At 38.3% G+C, this 20,207-nt stretch carries 15 protein-coding genes; 14 read left to right on the plus strand and 1 reads right to left on the minus strand.

Annotated elements, in window-relative coordinates; all coding sequences use genetic code 11:
* The first annotated feature begins 81 nt into the window (after positions 1-81).
* The 9 genes from QNH29_RS05560 (at position 82) to QNH29_RS05600 (ending at position 14,220) form a co-directional block, all read left to right on the plus strand.
* Entirely contained in the window at positions 82-1,212 is a 1,131-nt protein-coding gene (locus QNH29_RS05560) for a C40 family peptidase (RefSeq protein WP_283863847.1), read from the plus strand.
* A gap of 133 nt (positions 1,213-1,345) precedes the next feature.
* Positions 1,346-2,602, plus strand: coding sequence for an MFS transporter (locus QNH29_RS05565; RefSeq protein WP_283863848.1), 1,257 nt, complete (start codon positions 1,346-1,348; stop codon positions 2,600-2,602).
* A gap of 472 nt (positions 2,603-3,074) precedes the next feature.
* Positions 3,075-4,745, plus strand: coding sequence for a ribosomal protection-like ABC-F family protein (abc-f, locus tag QNH29_RS05570; protein ID WP_283863849.1), 1,671 nt, complete (start codon positions 3,075-3,077; stop codon positions 4,743-4,745).
* 82 nt (positions 4,746-4,827) lie between these two features.
* On the plus strand, positions 4,828-6,294 hold the full coding sequence (locus QNH29_RS05575) for a protein adenylyltransferase SelO (protein ID WP_283863850.1): 1,467 nt from the start codon (positions 4,828-4,830) through the stop codon (positions 6,292-6,294).
* 176 nt (positions 6,295-6,470) lie between these two features.
* Positions 6,471-8,855 (plus strand): polyprenyl synthetase family protein, encoded by a 2,385-nt coding sequence (locus QNH29_RS05580; RefSeq protein WP_283863851.1) that lies wholly within the window; start codon positions 6,471-6,473, stop codon positions 8,853-8,855.
* 151 nt (positions 8,856-9,006) lie between these two features.
* Positions 9,007-10,746, plus strand: a complete 1,740-nt coding sequence (locus QNH29_RS05585; protein ID WP_283863852.1) for an ABC transporter ATP-binding protein — start codon at positions 9,007-9,009, stop codon at positions 10,744-10,746.
* Positions 10,743-12,533, plus strand: coding sequence for an ABC transporter ATP-binding protein (locus QNH29_RS05590; RefSeq protein WP_283863853.1), 1,791 nt, complete (start codon positions 10,743-10,745; stop codon positions 12,531-12,533). The genes QNH29_RS05585 and QNH29_RS05590 overlap by 4 nt, the downstream gene beginning before the upstream one ends.
* 148 nt (positions 12,534-12,681) lie before the next feature.
* Positions 12,682-13,956, plus strand: a complete 1,275-nt coding sequence (locus QNH29_RS05595) for an L-cysteine desulfidase family protein (protein WP_283863854.1) — start codon at positions 12,682-12,684, stop codon at positions 13,954-13,956.
* A gap of 90 nt (positions 13,957-14,046) precedes the next feature.
* Positions 14,047-14,220 carry a hypothetical protein gene (locus QNH29_RS05600; RefSeq protein ID WP_179602618.1) on the plus strand — a complete coding sequence of 58 codons (174 nt, stop codon included), beginning with the start codon at positions 14,047-14,049 and terminating at the stop codon, positions 14,218-14,220.
* Between the two features lie 43 nt (positions 14,221-14,263).
* Here QNH29_RS05600 and QNH29_RS05605 read toward each other — a convergent pair whose 3' ends face one another.
* Positions 14,264-15,937 carry an ABC transporter substrate-binding protein gene (locus tag QNH29_RS05605; protein WP_349654891.1) on the minus strand — a complete coding sequence of 558 codons (1,674 nt, stop codon included), beginning with the start codon at positions 15,935-15,937 and terminating at the stop codon, positions 14,264-14,266.
* A 73-nt stretch (positions 15,938-16,010) separates the two neighbouring features.
* Between QNH29_RS05605 and QNH29_RS05610 the strand changes: the two genes are divergently transcribed.
* The 5 genes from QNH29_RS05610 to QNH29_RS05630 all read left to right on the plus strand — a co-directional run bounded on the left by QNH29_RS05610 (position 16,011) and on the right by QNH29_RS05630 (position 20,195).
* On the plus strand, positions 16,011-17,255 hold the full coding sequence (locus QNH29_RS05610; RefSeq protein WP_283863856.1) for an MDR family MFS transporter: 1,245 nt from the start codon (positions 16,011-16,013) through the stop codon (positions 17,253-17,255).
* Positions 17,256-17,268: 13 nt separating this feature from the next.
* Positions 17,269-17,814 carry a GNAT family N-acetyltransferase gene (locus QNH29_RS05615; protein WP_283863857.1) on the plus strand — a complete coding sequence of 182 codons (546 nt, stop codon included), beginning with the start codon at positions 17,269-17,271 and terminating at the stop codon, positions 17,812-17,814.
* A gap of 121 nt (positions 17,815-17,935) precedes the next feature.
* Positions 17,936-18,709 (plus strand): amino acid ABC transporter substrate-binding protein, encoded by a 774-nt coding sequence (locus QNH29_RS05620; protein ID WP_283863858.1) that lies wholly within the window; start codon positions 17,936-17,938, stop codon positions 18,707-18,709.
* 64 nt (positions 18,710-18,773) lie between these two features.
* Positions 18,774-19,433, plus strand: coding sequence for an amino acid ABC transporter permease (locus tag QNH29_RS05625; protein WP_283863859.1), 660 nt, complete (start codon positions 18,774-18,776; stop codon positions 19,431-19,433).
* 15 nt (positions 19,434-19,448) lie between these two features.
* On the plus strand, positions 19,449-20,195 hold the full coding sequence (locus QNH29_RS05630) for an amino acid ABC transporter ATP-binding protein (RefSeq protein ID WP_283863860.1): 747 nt from the start codon (positions 19,449-19,451) through the stop codon (positions 20,193-20,195).
* Positions 20,196-20,207: the final 12 nt, after the last annotated feature.

Consider the following 20,207-nt stretch of genomic DNA (forward strand, 5'->3'; position numbering starts at 1 on the left):
TTAGTCCATTTGGAATATAAACTAGGAATATATTAGAAATTTACATAAATGATAGATTACGTTACAAGAGGAGATTTTGTGATGCTAAAAAAATTATTAAAATATACGGCAGCTGCTGTTATCCTTGCTGCTACAGTTCAAGCAACACCTACTTTTGCAAATCCAGTAACAAACGGACAAATTGATGCGACTAAAGAACAAATTAATGACTTTGAAACAAAGATTCAACAATTGGACAACCGAATTAGCTTATCGATGGAAAAGAGTCGAGAACTAAACGAGAAAATTATAAATCAACAAGGTAAAATTGAAGAAACTGAGGCTGAAATTATTAAAGCCGAAACCGCTTTAGAGAATCATAAAGAGGTCTATTCAGAGCGCCTAAAAAGCATTCAGTTAAAAGGGAATCAGTCTGTCGTTACATATGCTGAACTTTTGCTTTCTTCTGGCAGTGTTTCTGAGTTTTTTAATCGTTTTACTGCTATTTCTAAAATTATTGAAAGTGATACAGAATTACTAAATGGTTTAAATGAGAAAGAACAATCGTTAACCGATGCAAAGGCACAATTACTTAACCAGATCAACCAATTAAAACAAAGTCAAGTTGAATTAGCGGCTGAACAACAACAAATAGAAGAAAATAAAAAACAAATTGAAAAAGATTTAGCTGCAGCAAAAGGTACCTTACAGTCTCAACTGGCTCAACAAGCGGCTGAACAACAGGCTTTATTAGCCCAGCAGGCTGCAGCACAAGCTTCACAACAGTCGGAGCAGCAATCTGACATATCAACCACATCAACCACATCCAAAACACACACACCGCCAACACCTGCAGCTATTGCACCGCCTGCAGCTAGTTCAGCATCGGCGAGTGCGGTAATTGCCAATGCTAAACAATATTTGGGTGTTCCTTATGTATGGGGTGGCAGCACACCAAGCGGATTTGATTGTTCGGGATTTGTTTCCTATGTATATCGTTCTGTTGGCATAAGTCTGCCAAGGACCTCACGTGATCAGCAAAATGTCGGAACCAGAATTGCACTAAATCAAGTACAGCCAGGGGATTTAGTATTTAGAGGTTTACCTGCCTATCATGTCGGCATTTATATAGGAGGAGGACAGTATATACATGCCCCTCAAACGGGTGATGTTGTGAAAATTGCTTCATTTGATCCTTCTAAATTTTCAACTGCTTCTAGAGTTTTACGATAGGCTTAAAATAAAGGCAATTTCCTGATCGTCAGGGAACTGCCTTTTTTGCTTTTATAGTTTCCCTAAAATTCATAATGCTACTTTATAAAAATCTCTCATATATATAGAAGTAAAACCAACAGGAGATTAACCATTGGATAAACAAAATAGCAAATTTAGATGGATAGTATTTGTGTCCGTATTGTTTACTTACTTTTTAATGGCAAGTCAACGAACAGCTCCGGGACTGATTACAGACCAAATCATGCGCGATTTTCAAGTTACCGCCTCAACAATTGGATTACTGACAAGTATTCAGTTTTTTGTATATACGGGCTTACAAGTTCCGATGGGGATATTGGCAGACCGTTATGGACCTAATTTTTTTCTCATCATTGGGGCCGCTCTTACGGGCTTAGGTACAATTATATATAGTCTGGGAACACATGAATTTGTTCTTTTTTTTGCTAGAATACTCACAGGAACAGGTGACGCAACCATTTGGGTCAATATGGTATTAATTTTGGGGCAATGGTTTAAAGTAAAGGAATTTGTAAGATTGATTGGGATTGCTGGAATGACAGGGAGTTTAGGATTCCTGCTGGCAACTGTCCCATTCTCTCTATTGATTGACTTTTTAGGATGGAGAGGTGCATTCCTTTTAGCTGGGATCCTATTATGTCTATGTGGAGTACTTCTTTATTTTGTTCTAATAAAAAAACCGAATAAACTCTCTGTTAACGAAACAGTCCCCCCGAAAAAAGAGGTTCAACGTGAAAAGACATTATTTTTAATAAAAAGGATCTTTTCAAATTGGCAGGCATGGTCTTTATTTCTGTGCCATTTTGGTATTGTTGGTGCATATGTAGGCTTTATCGGTTCATGGGCAGTGCCTTATGGGATGAATATTTATGACATGACACGTTCCGACGCAAGTCAACTTATCATGATTGGATTAATTGGAGCGCTGATCGGTGCTCCTCTATCTAGTTGGATTTCAAGTAGGTTAGGACCCATCAAAACCCCTTATGTTGTTATTCATATTATTGTTTTATTGTGCTGGGCTACATTCCTTTTATTTAATGGAAAGCCTCCACTTTTATTGCTAATCATGCTTTTCTTTATTATTGGGTTTGGATATGGAGCAAGCGCCTTAACCTTTGCCGTCGTTCGTCAATCCTTTCCTATAAAAGAATCTGGTATCGTATCTGGGTTTGCGAACACAGGTGGATTTTTGAGTGCTGTCCTGCTCCCGAGTATTTTTGGAGTAGTATTGGATCAATTTCAGACTGCTTCAGGCAGCGGGGTGAATGGTTACTTTTTTGGATTCATGACACCAGTTATCTTTTCATTACTAGGTTTGGTGGGTGTAATTTCTATTAAGGAAAAGCTTAGTGAAACGTCAGAATAAATCGAAAACTTATATTTACAAATAAATGAAATAATGAGATAATAAGGGAAATTTTGAAGGAGGAAAGTAAGTTTATGGAACCAACTAATTGCTAATATTAATTGATTTTAAAATTAATATGAATTTTGTATCGAGTGTCAATTTGCCTATAGAAAATAGGTTTATTTGTTATGCTCTTTATGGAATTATGGCAATTTAGAAGGTAACTTACTTTACTAAAATCAAGATTTTAATTTATTTGAAGAACTGCGCGTTGGTTATTGCGAGTGTTTAGGCATAGATATGCACTTTTTAAGCGTGCGCATTTTTTGTCTTAACTTTTAAATAAATTACCTCCATTGATTACGTAGACTGTAAGAAGTACGATCTTCTTATGGTCTTTTTTATTTTACAAATAAATAGTAAATGCAGGTTATTCTTTGCCTTGTCCATAAATAGTGTAACTGGATTATGGATGAAAGAAGGAGATTTTATGTTAGAGATGAAATTGCATGGCGTTAAAAAATTTATGGAAGCCACTCTTGTGGTAAATAATATAACATTTGAAGCGTATGAAGGTGATAAGATAGGGATTGTCGGTGCCAATGGAAGCGGAAAAAGTACGATTCTTAAGCTGATAGCAGGAATCGAGAAGATGCATTACTATCCAGGTTACCCGCAAACGTCAAGTCCTGGATATGATGAAGGTTTGATCAACCTGCCTAGAGGAGCCACTAAGGCATATCTTGAACAATCCCCTGTGTTTCCTAAAGGTTTAAAAGTAATCGATGTACTTAACCTGGCCTTTGAGGAGATTTTCACCCTTGAGAATCAAATGCGAGAATTAGAAGAACAATTAAAAACACTGGAAGATAAAGCACTTGAAAGAGCCTTATATAAATATAGTGATTTGGTTCAGCTTTTTGAAGTGAAGGGCGGATACGAATGTGAAGAGAAATTAAGTAAGGTTTGTACAGGACTTAATTTTACCGAAAATTTTTTAAACAAAGACTTTGATTTACTAAGCGGTGGTGAAAAAACCACCGTCGTACTTGGAAAGCTGTTGATTCATAATCCCAATATATTATTGTTAGATGAGCCGACCAATCATTTAGATATGGATGCAATTGAATGGCTGGAGAGCTACCTCAAAAGTTATAAGGGCATCGTGATTATCGTATCCCACGACCGATACTTTTTAGATCATGTAGTTAATAAAATTGTGGAAATCGAAGATATGGAATCCATAACTTATAAGGGTAATTACTCATCGTTTGTTAGTCAAAAAGAAGAGAATATGCGGATTCAATATGAGCATTTTCGAGAACAGCAGAAAAAAATTACTAACATGGAAAAGCAAGTTACAAGTCTTAGAGACTGGGCGATGCGTGCTGATAATAATAAGTTTTTTAGAAGAGCAGCCAGTATTCAAAAGAAGCTTGATAAAATCAATCGAATTGATAAACCAGTTTTTGAAAGAAGAAATATGAGACTTGACTTTAAAGAAGGACAACGGTCTGGAAATGAAACGATAAAAGCAATACGACTCTCTAAAAGGTATCAGGATAAGATTATTTTAAAGGACGCAGAGTTAATCATTCATTATGGTGAAAGAGCCGGGATGGTTGGTCCGAATGGAAGCGGGAAAACCAGCTTCTTAAAGATGCTTTTGGGAGAAGAACAGCCAGATCAAGGTGTGGTGGAATTAGGTGCTAATGTAATGGCAGCCTATCTGCCTCAAAAGATTATATTCAAAAATGAAGAGCAAACAGTGCTGGAAGCTTTTAGAGAAGATATATCAATCCTCGAGGGAAAAGCTAGAGAATATTTAGCGAAATTCATGTTTTATAAAAAAAGCCCCTTTAAAAAAGTAAAGCATTTGTCAGGCGGCGAGCGAATCAGGCTCAAGCTTGCCATGCTCCTATATCAAGACATCAATTTATTAATCCTTGATGAGCCAACAAATCATCTTGATATTGACTCCATTGAAACGCTTGAGGAAGCATTAGATGATTTTAAAGGGACCATATTCTTTATCTCGCATGATAGATATTTTATTAATAAAATTGCTGAAAGAGTTATTTCTTTAGAGGACTATGGCTTTAAAAGTTATCAGGGAAATTACGATTATTATAAAAGTCAGCAGCCAAAGGAAAAGCATTAGTAATTAATACGAGTATTTATTTGGGTATATAATAAATATGCAAAAGATAGATAGTAAGAGATTTTATGAAATGGGGGGTACAATGACAAAGGATATAAATGAAACAGGATGGAATTTTGATAATAGTTACGCTCGTTTGCCACAAACTTTTTTTACAAGCCAGAACCCAACCCCGGTACGTGCACCAAAGATAACTGTCTTTAATAAAACGCTGGCAGCAACGCTGGGTTTGAACATAACAGCGTTGGATAGTCAAGATGGGGCAGCTATATTTGCAGGCAGCAAAATACCTGACGGCGCTTCACCACTTGCCCAAGCATATGCGGGACATCAATTTGGCCATTTCACGATGTTAGGTGACGGCAGAGCTGTACTACTTGGAGAACAGATTACACCACAGGGTGAACGATTTGATATTCAGCTTAAAGGCTCAGGCCGGACACCATACTCACGCGGGGGCGATGGCCGGGCCGCACTCGGGCCCATGCTGCGTGAATATATTATTAGCGAAGCGATGCATGGTTTAGGTATTCCTACTACCCGCAGTTTAGCAGTGGTCACAACTGGTGAAGAAATTGCTCGTGAATCCTATTTACCTGGCGCAATTCTAACCCGTGTAGCTGCAAGTCACCTTCGTGTGGGAACCTTCCAATATGCTGCAAGATGGGGCACGAAGGAGGAACTAAGGGAGCTGGCAGACTATGCAATAAAACGCCATTACCCTGAAATTCAGGAAGATGAAAACAGATACCTTGCCTTCCTTGAGGAAGTGATTAAACGTCAAGCGATGCTGATTACGAAATGGCAGCTGGTTGGTTTTATTCACGGGGTGATGAATACGGACAACATGACCATTAGTGGTGAAACCATTGATTATGGTCCTTGTGCCTTCATGGATACATTTGACCCAGCTACTGTATTCAGTTCTATTGACAGAGAAGGAAGGTATGCATACGGTAATCAGCCAAATATTGGTGTTTGGAATTTAGCAAGGTTAGCCGAAGCTCTCCTGCCGCTGTTGCACGATGACCAGGAGGAGGCAGTTACGCTTGCACAAGATAAGCTCTCTGACTTTGCTCAGTTATTTGAGACCAATTGGCTCGAGGGAATGAGAGCGAAACTAGGATTATTTAATGAGGAGGAACAAGACAAACCCCTTATTAAAGACCTCCTAGATTTGATGAAAATGCACGGTGCTGACTATACAAACACCTTCAGAGCGTTAACTATTAATAAACCAGAAGAAACAATTCTGCAAGAAACAACAGAATTCACTGAGTGGCTAGAACGGTGGAACGCAAGACGAGGCAGGCAGGAGGAATCGAAGGAAGCATCCATTGAATTAATGAGAAACAGTAATCCTTCCGTTATCCCGCGCAACCACCGGGTGGAGGAAGCATTGGAAGCAGCGAATAATGGAGACTATAGTGTATTGGAGAAGCTTCTTGAGATATTATCTAATCCATATGCGTACTCTCCAGAACAGATACATTATACTTCTCTTCCTGAACCATCACCTCGTCCATATAGAACCTTTTGTGGAACTTGAAGTAGTAAAATGAAAAAGAAGCTTTTTTGATACCAATAACAGTAATATATGTTCCCTCAGATGAAACCTCTGAGGGACTTTTTAATTTAATTTTCAGTTTAATAGTTATAAAGCTAATGCTTCCGTGTATTATTAATATACATACTAACTGAACGTGAAGTTGAGGTAATGTTTAAATGATAAAGACAGTTGTAATAAATGAAGATGCATGCTATGCAATGGCTGAAAAAAAGGCAAGTGATTACTTTCAATCACTGTATCAGCAGGTAATCCAAAAAAGCTATGTTTCTACTCTCACTAGGGATATACAATCCTGGAAGCACAACCATATACCCCATCATTCAATCGTAAATTTCCTTTCTCGCAGAAAGAAAAAGCCGACTTCCTTTGAGTATCATAGTTATATCCAATGGCTGAATTATACAGGGAAGTTAGACAACTACCTGGATAGAAGCATCTCTTATATTTTTATGCGTGATTTAGGAAAAGAACTGGATTCCAAAGAAACACAAACAAGGATTGAAAGTGTTGTTACCAGTTTAAGTAACAATCTTACGCAGCCAAGGGAAAAACGTGAAAATAAGAATGAACTTTTCTCAATGGCTTGGTTGTACAGATGGGCCCAGCAGGAATCGATTGAATTGACAATAATTTGGCTAATCAACAAACTAAAAATCGTAGCTGAGCATATTCCTCAGGGAATGGATGCGGATCATGCTCAGCGTAAGTTAATAAAAATTATAGCTGGAGTTCTTTTGCACGAGATGGAAGAAATGGTTGATAGAACCCCACCTGAAGAACGTGCCAATAGACTAGATAAAGCCATTCGGATAGGTTATGCCTATGGTTTAACCTATCCATTCATCGATGACCTTCTAGACTCAAATGTTTTATCAGATAAAGAGAAAAAACAATATTCGAACTTAATACGTAATACCCTTATTACGGGTGCCGTACCGCCATTGGGCGGTGATTGGGCAAAAAAGAACAAATCCTTAATTACATTCATTCATTCGGAGCTTCGAGAGGGATTTGAGTATATTAAAACGCAGCAGCGGCCAGAGAACTTAAAGTCATTTTTTGAACAATCGTATGTATTTTTTCATTCACAGGAAGTGGACCGTGAAAAAGATTTATCCAATGAAAATTACACGAATGATGAACTTTATATTCCGGTTATTCTAAAATCTTCTTCCTCACGATTGATTGTCCGTTCTGTCATTAGTGCCGATCTTGATGAGGGTTATGATAATCGAACCTTCTTTTATGGTATATATAACCAATTGGCAGATGACTTTGCAGATATGTTTGAGGATATGGACAACGGTGCGGTAACACCTTATACCTATTATCTCAAGTATCATAAAAAGCGTGTCGATTTAATAAATCCATTTGAATTATATTGGAGCGTCATTTCCAATCTAATTCATCATGTTTATCATTCAGACAAAAAGGCTTGCGAAGTAATTTTAAATCGTGCGATAAATGGATTAAAAAGATTTAAACAACGTGTAGGTACCAAAAAATATGATGAAGTAATGGAGTTATTTGCTTCAAAGATTTCCGAATTTAATACAGTGATTCAAAAAATGGTTAATACGGCCGATGATGTCGATTTCTATGATAAACTTCTCCGAGACCATATGATCACCAATCTTAAAAACGATCGAAAAGAACAAGAAGAATTCCGAAAGAACATTGAAAGTGTACGGGAACAAATCAACCAGCTATTACCTATCATTAAAGATGAAACGGCTCCTTTGTTGAGAGATCCGATTACCGAAGCTGCAAACTATAGTCTTGAAGGTGATGGGAAACGGTTGAGGCCCATTATTACCTGGATTATGGGTATAAACGAATATCGATTAAATCAATCGTCCATTGTACCGCTGCTAAGATCATTGGAATTCATGCATACTGCTTCTCTAATCTTTGACGACTTGCCATCCCAAGATAATGCGTCCATCCGCAGAGGGCGTTCTACTCTTCACATGGTCTACAATAATGCCATTGCCGAATTAACGGGACTCTTTCTTACTCAGAAGGCAATTGAAGAACAAACGTCCCTTAATGATTTTGATGCGAAGACGGTGCTTAGCTTGGTTCAATATTCTGCACAAGTGACAGCAGAAATGTGTAAAGGACAGGCGATGGACTTAGGTTCAAGAGGCAAAGTATTAACATTGGAACAATTGAACATGTTATGTTTTTATAAAACTGGGATCGCCTTTGAAGCTTCCCTCATAATGCCTGCTATTCTTGCAAATGCAACAGAAGCGGAAATGCAAGCGTTGAAAAAATATGCCTATCATATCGGGATTGCTTTTCAAATTAAAGATGACCTGTTGGATGTTGAAGGAGATTTTAATACGCTTGGTAAATCCACTGGAAAAGATGCAGAAAATAACAATTCCACCTTTGTATCAATACTAGGGGTCGATGCTGCTAAAAAAGCAATGTGGGAGCATTACTGTCTGGCAATCGAAACGCTGCAGCTGGTTCCGAGAAATACCTCATTTTTAAAGCATTTATTGAATTATATCGTCAATCGGGATCATTAAAATAATTATTCAAAAGAAGGTAACCATCCAATGTGGTTACTTTCTTTTTTATATGAAAAACAGAATTGTAAAAAAATGAAAAATTTATTTAAAATAGTAATGAATTTTTCTATTATTTGTAATAAAATAATATCTCGCGAGGGGGAAAATTATGAATTTATTGAAAACGACACTGGCTCATTTTAAACCATATTGGAAAAAATTGCTTCTAGCTCTAACCTTTTCATTAATAGGCGGAGCTTTTACTATCTTACCTCCTATATTGGCAGGAAGATTAGTAGACGAGGTAATCGGGGCGCGAAATACAACCTTTTTGCTATGGATTGTCGGCGGGGTACTTGTTGCTTTCTTAGGCAAGTCACTGTTTGAAACCTTGCAGGAATATGTACAGGTTAAAATTGGTCTAGACGTAATAACAGACATGCAGATTCGGGCCTTTAAAAAGCTTCACCGAACACCAATGTCCTTTTTCACTACAACACCAAGAGGTGATATGTTATATCGATTAACGCATGATGTAGAGTCTGTACAAAACTTGAATAATACGGTTGTACCGCGTATTTTACAACAAGTTATTGGAGCGGCTGCTGCGTTTACAGCCGTTTTTGCCTTGTACTGGCCCGCAGCAATTGTCATGTTTGCGGTATTTGCTATTTACATATTCCCATCATTTAAACTGGGTATAACAATGCGGAAAATGAGCGCTGTACAAAGAGATATGAGCGCAGACATGTATCAGCATTTACAGGAAAGCATTGAAAGCACTAGACTTGTCAGGACATTTCAGACGCAAAAAAAGGAAATTGAAACACAGCAGAAAAAACAGATAGAATGGAAAAACTATTCGATTCGTGCAGCATTAATTGGAAAGGTCAATTGGCGGTTAGGGAATTTGTTTAATATCGCGACTCCCGGTGTTGTTATGTTAATTGGGGGCTTTTCCATCTGGAAAGGTAATCTTACCATAGGAACCTTGATTGCTTGTCTTAACTTTATTCCCATCATGTTTTTACCAGTTCGTTCGCTTGCTGAAAATGCACTAACCATTCAACAGGCAATCCCAGCATTACAAAGAATCTATGAATATTTTGATTTACCGGAAGAGCATAAAGAAAATCTGCCGTCTTTTGGTGCAGTGGAGGGTAATATAAACTTAGAAAATATCTGGTTCACTTATCCCAACAGCGAAAAACAAATTCTAAAAGGCGTGTCGCTCTCGATGGAACATGGGTCTCACATTGGTATTGTTGGTACAAGCGGCGGAGGAAAGAGTACACTTATTCAAATTCTTCTAGGTTTATATGAACCTGATAAAGGCTCAGTTCTTATAGACGGAAAGAACCTGTTTTCCTACAACCGAAATAGCTTTAGGCAGCAGGTTGGGGTGGTATCGCAGGAAACATTTCTCCTAAACAGTACATTGCGCAACAATCTTTTATATGGAAAAAAAGAAGCGACTCAAGAAGAATTAGATAAGGCAGTAGAAGCTGCGGGGTTAACTGAATTAATACAATCATTGGAAGATAAGTATGAAACGGTAGTCGGAGAACGGGGATTAAAGCTATCAGGCGGACAACGGCAAAGGGTAGCACTTGCAAGAGCGATTCTGCGCCAGCCGCCAGTTTTGATCTTTGATGAAGCGACTTCCTCCTTGGATGGGGAAACAGAGGAAAAAGTTCAGGAAGCACTAGAACAGTTAATTCCAGGCAGAACAACCATAACGATTGCCCACCGGCTTATCACAGTCAGGAATGCAGATAAAATCCTCCTTTTAGACCAGGGCATGGTGGCGGAAGAAGGCACACATGAAGAACTGCTGGCGTTAAGAGGGCAGTATTATGAATTATATAAAGCCCAATACAGCGAGTTAGAAAAGGAGATGATTGGATGAGTGTAAATACTGTCTCCGGGCAAAACAAGAATCGTGATGGCCGCAGAGTTCTGGCGTTTTTAAGACCCTATAAAAAGTGGGTAATTGCTGACTCAGTTGTTATTGCAATAAGTCAGGTTTTTTCAGCTTTAATCCCTACATTAGCGCTTAGCTGGCTTGTGGATACAATCATCCCAAATGAAAATCATTCTTGGCTTTGGGGCTTAATGTGGTTATTAATCTTTTCTGCCATCTTCGATTTAGTCATGATGGTTATTGATGAATATTTTTGCCACCAAACGGCAAAGACGGTAACCAATTGGCAAAAGCTGCGTCTGTTTAGTCATTTGCAGATTGTCCCTTATTCCTTTTATCATAACAACTCTTCTGGGGAGCTGCTGGCACGAGTCTCGGATGACCCTGATACTCTCCACAATTTTCTTGCTTGGGAAGGATCGACCTTCATGGCAAGTGTCCAGGGAGTATTTATTTACAGTCTGGTATTGCTTTGGATTCATCCTTATTTAATGATTACCAGTGTGGTTTTAGGTGTTATCTTTTATTGGACTTCTAATTATGTTGGGGTTAGGACCAGGGCTGCCTCTGCTAATGCGAGACAAGAGGCTTCTAGATACCTAGAGAGACTAAGAGAATCGGTTACGGGAATTCATTTATCACGAGTGATGGGAGTCTCTGAAAATGAGGTGGAAAGCGTGATTGCCATCCGAAACTCTTTCGTAAAGCATTCTATTAAGGAATTAAAGGCAAGAATGCAATCAGTTGTGGTTATTGCCAGCTATAATGGATTTGCTTTAGCTATTGTCTACTTGATTAGTACATTATTAATTTGGAACGATAGTTTGACTAGCGGACAAATGCTAACCGCAGGTGGGTTAGTAACGATTGCAGCCAACGAAATGCAGCGATTGCTCCGTAACTGGCTTTCTGTCAGAAGAACAGGGCCGGCGCTAGACCGTTCAGACATTCTCCTTTCGCACAAGCCAGCCGAAGCTGAAATAAAGAAAGGTATTCAAGGTGGAAGGGCAAGCGGAAGTATTAGCCTAAAAGAAGTAACGTTCGCCTATCCGGAAAAAGAAGAAAACGTGCTATCTGGTGTTACTTTTGATATCCAAGCTGGTCAAAAAGTTGCCTTAGTTGGACCAAGTGGTTCAGGAAAATCTACCATCGTAGATTTGCTATTTAGATTATATGAAACAAAAAATGGTCAAATTGAGGTGGATGGAAGAAATATAACTGAATGGGATACAGCTTGGCTGCGGTCACAAATAGCAATCGTAACTCAGGATGTTCAGTTACGGAACGGTTCCTTGGCGGATAACTTAAGAATTGGTAAGCCGGATGCCACGGACGAAGAATTACTAAAAGCCTTGCATGATAGCGGTCTGGATGAACTCATAGAAAGTCTGCCTGAAGGCTTAAATACAAAAGTCGGGGAACGGGGAAGTCTGCTTTCCGGAGGACAAAAGCAGCGTTTATCGCTCGCTAGAGCTATTATTAAAGATGCACCTATCCTTATACTTGACGAAGCGAGTTCTGCCCTTGATCCAATTACTGAAACGAAGATTAATGAGTCCGTTTTGAAAACGGGTAAGAAGCAAACCATTCTTATTATATCTCACCGTCTTTCCACGGTTCTCTCAGCAGATAAGATTATTGTGTTAGAAAATGGAAAAATTGCTGAACAAGGGGGGCACGCGGATTTGCTTGAAAATAGCAATGGTGTCTATGCTAGACTGTTTGGACGAGAAGCAGAAATCGGAGAAGAAACAATCAGCTATTCAATGTAATAAAGGCATAAAAAAGAGTCTTTCGTTCCCTAGAAAGACTCTTTTTTATACGATATGGACTATTTGGTAAAATTACCCCAAATTTATATCTGCTCTGTTATGGTAATATCTTAGATAAGGTACTTTAGAAAAGTAGGAGTGGAACATAATGAAGAAGCATAAAATAGAAGCCATTCTCGAAAAAGAATTAGTTATTGCACTCGGTTGTACGGAGCCTGTGGCGATTGCATTGGCCGCAGCAACGGCAAAAAGCTATGCCAGAGGGCAGATAGAAAAGATAAGTCTAAGAGCGAGCGGAAATATAATCAAGAATGCTAAATCTGTTGGGATTCCAGGAATGACTTCTAGTGGTCTCGATTTTGCTGCTGCTATTGGTGCCGCTGCGGGAAATCCAACGAAACAAATGGAAGTATTAGATGGACTTACTTTTGAAGATGAGCAGTCCGCCTTAAAACTAATAGAAGAAGGAAAAGTAACATCTTGTCAAGCCGATACACCAAAACGACTATATATTGAAGTCACCCTTACAACCAATCAGCATACTTCTAAAGTGGTTATTTCTGATAATCATAGCAATATTACGTTAATTGAAGTTGATGGTAAAGTTGTGTTTCAAGGTGGATGCGAAAATATTGGCATTCAGTCAGCTGAAGAGGAATTAATCTCACTTACAATCGATGAAATTGTTGAATGGGTTCAACAGCTTGATATACAAAGCTTATCTCTCGTAAAAAAGAGTATTGAACTGAATAGAGTAATTGGACAAGAAGGTCTTACGGGAGAGTATGGCTTAAAAGTAGGGAAGACCATAAGGGAAAATGTACAAAAGGGAATTCTATCCGATGATATAGCCACTGCAGCGATGTCTCTAGCTGCCGCTGGTTCTGATGCTAGAATGGCAGGTTCAACACTCCCTGTAATGGCGAACACCGGAAGCGGTAATCAAGGAATTGCCGTGACACTTCCAGTTGTGGCAGTCGCGGAGAAACTGCAGGTTTCAGAGGAAAAAATGATTAGAGCAGTGGCACTGAGCCATCTGATTACCATTCATATCAAATCAAAATTTGGGCGTCTTTCAGCATTATGTGGTGTAACTGCTGCGGGGATGGGTGCAAGTGGGGCAATTGTTTATTTACTTGATGGTCATCTAGATCAAATTAAAGCGGCAATTCAAAATACGATTGGTAATGTTTCAGGAATGATTTGTGATGGTGCAAAGGCAGGTTGTGCGATGAAAGTATCCACATGTTCAAATGTGGCTGTACAATCAGCTCTATTGGCACTTAACAATCAAGAAATTAAATCTACTGACGGATTTATCCATGATGATGTAGAAAAAAGTATTGAAAGCTTTTGTAAGCTAGGAAACGAAGGAACAAGGCATACGGACGAACTAATCTTAAAGCTGATGATGGAAAAATAACGAGATTCGACAGAGGCTTCAAGTAAAATTTCTAATATTTTTGGAATATGTGCAGATACTACTTCTGAAATAATGAAGGAGGTGCTACACATGCCAAAGGCTAAACAATACGTTGACCAAAGTATGTCATCGGTACAAAGTACGGTTGATACATTGCAACAAGCACTAAGTAATGCTGAAAAACCAGATAACAAAAACAAGATCCAACAAGCAATTAATTCTCTAAACGAAGTCCAGCAACAATTATCAGGATATCAAGATTAACTTACAACTGCCTGACATTTAGATGTCGGGCAGTTTTTTTGAACTAAAATTTGGGCTTCATCCATAGTTTTGATAAATCAACATAACCAAAATGCTTCAATTTGATGTTCATTAAATTAATGGAAAAAGGTATTTGCCTCTTTGAATAATAGAGCGGGATACAGAGAGAATTTGTTATTAAATAATTTTCTATTCTTAAATGCTGATCCATCCATTTTTCAAAGGGCAATTGATCATAGGCTTGGATACATTTCTGTAAAAAAAGATCAGATTGTGTTAATTTTCGTAATGGGGAGAAATTATTTTTCATGAAATTAAAATAGGAAAAGCTTTGGTTTAGCTCAAATATTTCTCCATGAATAAATATGTCCGCACTTCCTTTTAAATGATCATGATACACGGCATCATGAAACGAGACTTCCCCTAACTCCACTTTAATTCCGGCTCTTTTAAGGATGTTTTTTAGCCAAATGGACACATCCTTTGTATAGCCTGTGTACTTCATTTGTAATGGTTTTGAAAGCGATGGTTTTGCTATTCTGGGCATTGAATAAGGCTTGGAATAACCAATTAAACAACCAGAGTGATTTTCGGAAATAAGTGAATTAATTGTTGAAATTTGTGATCGATTTTCGTCTATCAACATATGAATGTAATCCCGTACTTCTTTTCTAGCAATATCGGAATGACGATAACTATTCATCACCACAATACCAAAACCCGAGTCACTTTCCACTTCAAAGGTTCCTACTTCCCTTGATTCATGGGCACCATAATATACATTTCCAAACTCTCTCGAAACTTGAATAAATTCAACAGTATCCAATAGCGGGCGCTCACCGTAATATTGTTTAAAGGCATGTAATACGGTTTTCTCTTCCGAATTCTCCCCCATATAAAAGCTGCCTGTTCCAATGACCTGCCCATTGGATTCTTTATAAATACTCGCAGTTATCATACTAAGAAGCGGCAAAATATAGGTACAGCCATTTGGGAATTCAATTTCTACTATAAGGGGTGCAGAAGAATATATCTTACTAATAGGTTTCCATAGTTCAGCATATATTTCATCTTGCTTCATCCGAAAAAAGGATTGGACAACGTCCTCCGCTTTGAGAATGGATCCATCATGGAAGGCTACATCTTTTCGCAGGTATAATGTTAACTTTTTATCCGTGACTTCCCATCTATGAGCAAGCTCGGGAATAATTGTATTATCTTCCTCTAATGCTACTACACGGTTATAAATGTTTGCTATTAAGTTTGCGCTATGTACGTCTGCGGCCTTTAATGGATGATAGGTTAAGAAACGGTAAAATCGGGGAATAATTAACCGGTCCTGCCCTTCTTGATGAAATCCAAACTTGGATTGAAACCTGGTCATCAATCGTTGCTTTGTTTCCGTAGACCATTGATATAATAATAATTTACTAACTTCCTGGATAGAGTATTTTTCTAGATGGGCTAAGAATTGCTGTTCATATGCTGATTCAACGTCTTTATTCCAAAGGAGTGTAGAATGATTTCCTCTCCCTCTTCCAGCTTCGAATGTCAGCCAGCCAGCAGCTTGCCATTGATTCAGTTTACGTCGGGTTTGCTTGGTGCTGAGAAATAATGTATCAGCCAGTTCTTTCACTTTTACCTCTCCTGAAGAGATTGAGTTCCATAAAGCTAGTAAATAGTGATCCATATGCTCATTCCTTTTAAAAGTAGACATATTTTTGAAAATTGGACATTTTTTTATTATTACGTCTAGTTTACTATAAATGGTATGAAAGGTGTTGGTAAATATGGCATGGAAAGACTATCCCCAAAATATTAAGGTTCGACTGATTACCTCGTTTTTTAACCGAGCGATTGCAAGCTCCGTAATGCCGTTTATGGCGCTATTCTTTGCACAGTATAAAGGAGCGGTTTGGGCAGGTATCTTCTTAGCAATTACGGTCATTATAAGCTTTTTTATTAACTTTATCGGCGGTTATATTTCAGACCGCTTCCCACGTAAAAAAATTATTATCTTAACATCGGCATCTAGTGCCCTTACGTTTGGTTTCATGACTATAAGCTTGCTGCCTGACCAAAAATGGATTTTCTTATTTGCGGTCAGCTATATAATTTTCACGATTACGAGCAGTCTCGGCCGTCCTGCCGTGCACGCGATTATTATTGACTCGACAACCCCGGAAAATCGGAAGAGTGTGTATGCCCTTGATTATTGGCTGGTAAATTTAGCGATGGCTATTGGGGCTGCATTAGGCGGACTATTATATGTGAATCATCAATTAGAACTATTTATCACACTGACGATTGTTTCGATCAGTTTGCCGGTTGCCTATGGAATATGGTTAAAGGATACTCGTGTTAAACTCTTGGAAAAAAAGCACCAGAATATTTTTATCGATCTTTTCCATAATTACAAAGTTGCGTTTCAGGATAAACCATTTGTCATGGTGGTTGCCGGGTCCATGTTTATTTTTGCAGCAGAATTCTCACTTAATAGTTATATTGGGGTTCGATTAGCGGATGAGTTCAAATCAATATTTATCGGAAATTTTGAAGTGGCCGGGGTCAGAATGCTAAGTTTTCTTAATATCGAAAATATGCTGATGGTCGTGGCATTGACCTTCTTTGTTTCAAAAATCACAGATAAATTCTCGCCGCGCAAAATGCTGCTCTTAGGACTGCTGCTGTATGGTGCAGGATATACCATCGTTACATCGGCAAATATATGGTATGTTCTGATATTATTTAACGCCATAGCGACTATAGGGGAGCTTATTTATTCGCCGATTGCTAATGCTGAAAAAGCCAATATGATGCCGGAGGATAAACGCGGCTCTTATTCTGCCTTTTCTAACTTAGGTTTTAATGGGGCAGATTTAATTGCTCGGGGTGCAATCGTACTAGGGGCATTTTTGGTGCCAACGATGATGTCTGTTTATTTTGGAATCATATTAATGGCGGGGACATTCCTTCTGTATAGTGGACTATTTGTGGTTAATAAAATACGCGTTCAAAAAAATATGTCAACGTAATTTGGAGGTTTAAGTGCTAAAAGTGGAGATTAGAAGACCTAGAATCGAAGATAAACAGGAATTGAACCAATTTTTTAGGACGGTTATCACCGATACCTTTAGAAGAGAAGGAATAGCCGATTTAATCGAAGATATCGAAGCTGAAATTGATAGTAAAAACAAGTATTTGAAAATGGATCTGGAGACTAGCGGAGAGAAAAGATATTTTTTAATAGCTTTGGCTGAAAAGAAAATTATTGGAACAATAGAATATGGTCCTGCTAGTAAACTAATTCATCATTGTACGAATGGGCTGCTGGGGAATCATGTTGAAGTAGGAACGGTATTTGTACATCCATACTATCAAAGACAAGGAATAGGAAATAGACTGCTGGGAGAAATGCTGCAAACCTTAAAGAGTCTAGGAATCGAAGAATTCTGTCTCGACAGCGGCTACAAAACTGCACAAACTATTTGGAAAAAGAAATTCGGTGAACCTGATTATTACCTGAGGGATTATTGGGGGCAAGGGCAGGATCATATGATTTGGAAAATATCAACAAGTGGGGTCTATTTTTAAAAAATAGGCTCCTTTTTATTATGTTGTTGTGTTTGATAATGTTATAGTGTTATAATGTGTTAGTATGATAATATGGTAACGTACTAAAGCGAAATTAATTTTATAAAAGGGGTTCGTACAAATGAAAAAGTTAGCTACTATGATTTTTATATTAACTGCCGTACTTGTAATTTTTACTGGGTGCTCAAAATCAGCTAGTAAAGAAGAAGATACGCTTGTCATTGGGATCGATGATAAATTTGCTCCAATGGGTTTCCGCGATGAAGATAACAATATCGTTGGGTTTGATATTGATTATGCAAAAGCAGCAGCAGAAAAAATGGGAACAGAAGTTAAGTTCCAGCCGATTGATTGGAAAACAAAAGAAGCAGAACTTAGCAGTGGAAGAATTGACCTTATTTGGAACGGATACACCATTACCGATGAACGTAAGGAAAAGGTCCTTTTCACAAAACCATATCTAAAAAATGCACAGGTAATCGTTACTCTAGCTGATACACAGCTTACAAAACTAGATGATTTAGAGGGGAAAGTAGTTGGCTTACAGTCACTTTCTTCAGCTTCTGATGCCCTAAACGCCTCACCGATTAAAGAAAAGGTTAAGACTGTAACTGAGTTTGCTGATAATGTACAGGCTCTAACTGACTTAAAGAGCGGTCGTTTGGACGCAGTAGTTATAGATGAAATTGTCATCAATTATTATATGACAAAAGAGGCAGAAACATTTAAAGTGCTTGAAGAGTCGCTTGCTCCTGAAGAATATGGAATCGGAGTTAAAAAAGGAAATGAAGAGTTACTTGAAAAGCTCCAGAAGTCACTAGATGAAATGAATGAAGATGGAACAGCTGCTAGTATTTCGGAAAAGTGGTTTGGAGAAGATAAAGTACTAAAGTAATATGAAAATAAGGTAAAACAGGATTTCCTTTGGGAACCCTGTTTTGTTTTTGGAGGAGTTTTCAATGACGTTAGACTATTTTACGTCTATTCTAGTACCAATGCTTGAAGGTGCACAGATGACCGTTCTGTTGTTTGTTATTGCAATTATCGTCTCTGTACCACTTGGCTTCCTGTTGACACTTGCCGTTAAAAGCAATTTAAAGCCTCTATCCTTACTGGCTCAGGGCTATATTTATGTTATGAGGGGGACTCCTCTTTTACTACAATTGTTGTTAATCTGCTTCGGGCTGCCGATGCTGCCTGTAGTCGGGGAATATTTAGTATTAGATCGCTTTGTGGCAGCATGTTTGGGATTTGTTTTAAACTATGCAGCCTATTTTGCAGAGATTTTCCGCGGCGGTCTTTTGGCGATTGATAAAGGACAATATGAGGCGTCACAGGTTCTTGGTTTAAGCAAATGGCAGACAACCACAAGGATTATTTTACCGCAAATGTTCCGTGTCACACTTCCGGCTATTGCAAATGAATCGGTAACACTTGTTAAGGATACGGCTTTACTCTATGCTGTGGCAGTTCCAGAGTTGCTGCACTACGCTCAAACTGCTGTAAACCGAGACTTTACCATCGTGCCATTTTTTATTGCTGGAATAATTTATCTCATTATGACACTCGTTCTAACCTTTATTTTTAAAGGAATTGAAAGAAGATACAAATTTGAATAAAAAGGATTGGTAAATGTGGCAATCATTGAAATATCCAACCTGAAAAAATCGTTTGGTAAGCTGGATGTTCTAAAACAGATTACCTTTGATGTTAATAAAAATGATGTAATAGCTGTAATCGGCCCATCTGGATCAGGAAAAAGTACAATGCTCCGCAGCTTGGTTCACTTGGAAGAAATAAATGGAGGGAGCATTACCATTGATGGTGATTCCTTCGTTAAAGATGGGGTCTACGCAAAACCGCAGGAAATCAAAAAGATTACTTCAAAAATGGGAATGGTCTTCCAGCATTTTAATCTATTTCCGCATTTGACGGTTAAAGAGAATCTAGAACTGCCTCCTAAATTAGTAAAGAATGAGCCGTTTGAAGTGATTCAGCAAAGAAGCAATGAATTATTGAGAAAAGTTGGTCTTACCGAAAGAGCCGATGCGTATCCTGCAAATCTATCAGGCGGTCAAAAACAACGGGTGGCTATCGCAAGAGCTTTAATGATGAACCCTGAAATCCTTTTATTTGATGAGCCAACTTCTGCGCTGGACCCTGAATTGACAGGGGAAGTTTTAGAGGTAATAAAGGCACTTGCCGAAGAGCAGATGACAATGTTGGTCGTTACACATGAAATGGGTTTTGCTAAGGAAGTAGCAAACCGGGTTATATTCATGGATAACGGCGAAATTATTGAAAGCGGCCACCCTTCAGAATTGTTTACAAACCCTCAGAATGAAAGGACAAAAGCCTTCTTAAGCAGAAGCTTGAAATAATATGAACACAAA

Origin of the sequence: Neobacillus sp. DY30 (genome assembly GCF_030123065.1) — a bacterium.
Lineage (GTDB): Bacteria > Bacillota > Bacilli > Bacillales > Cytobacillaceae > Neobacillus.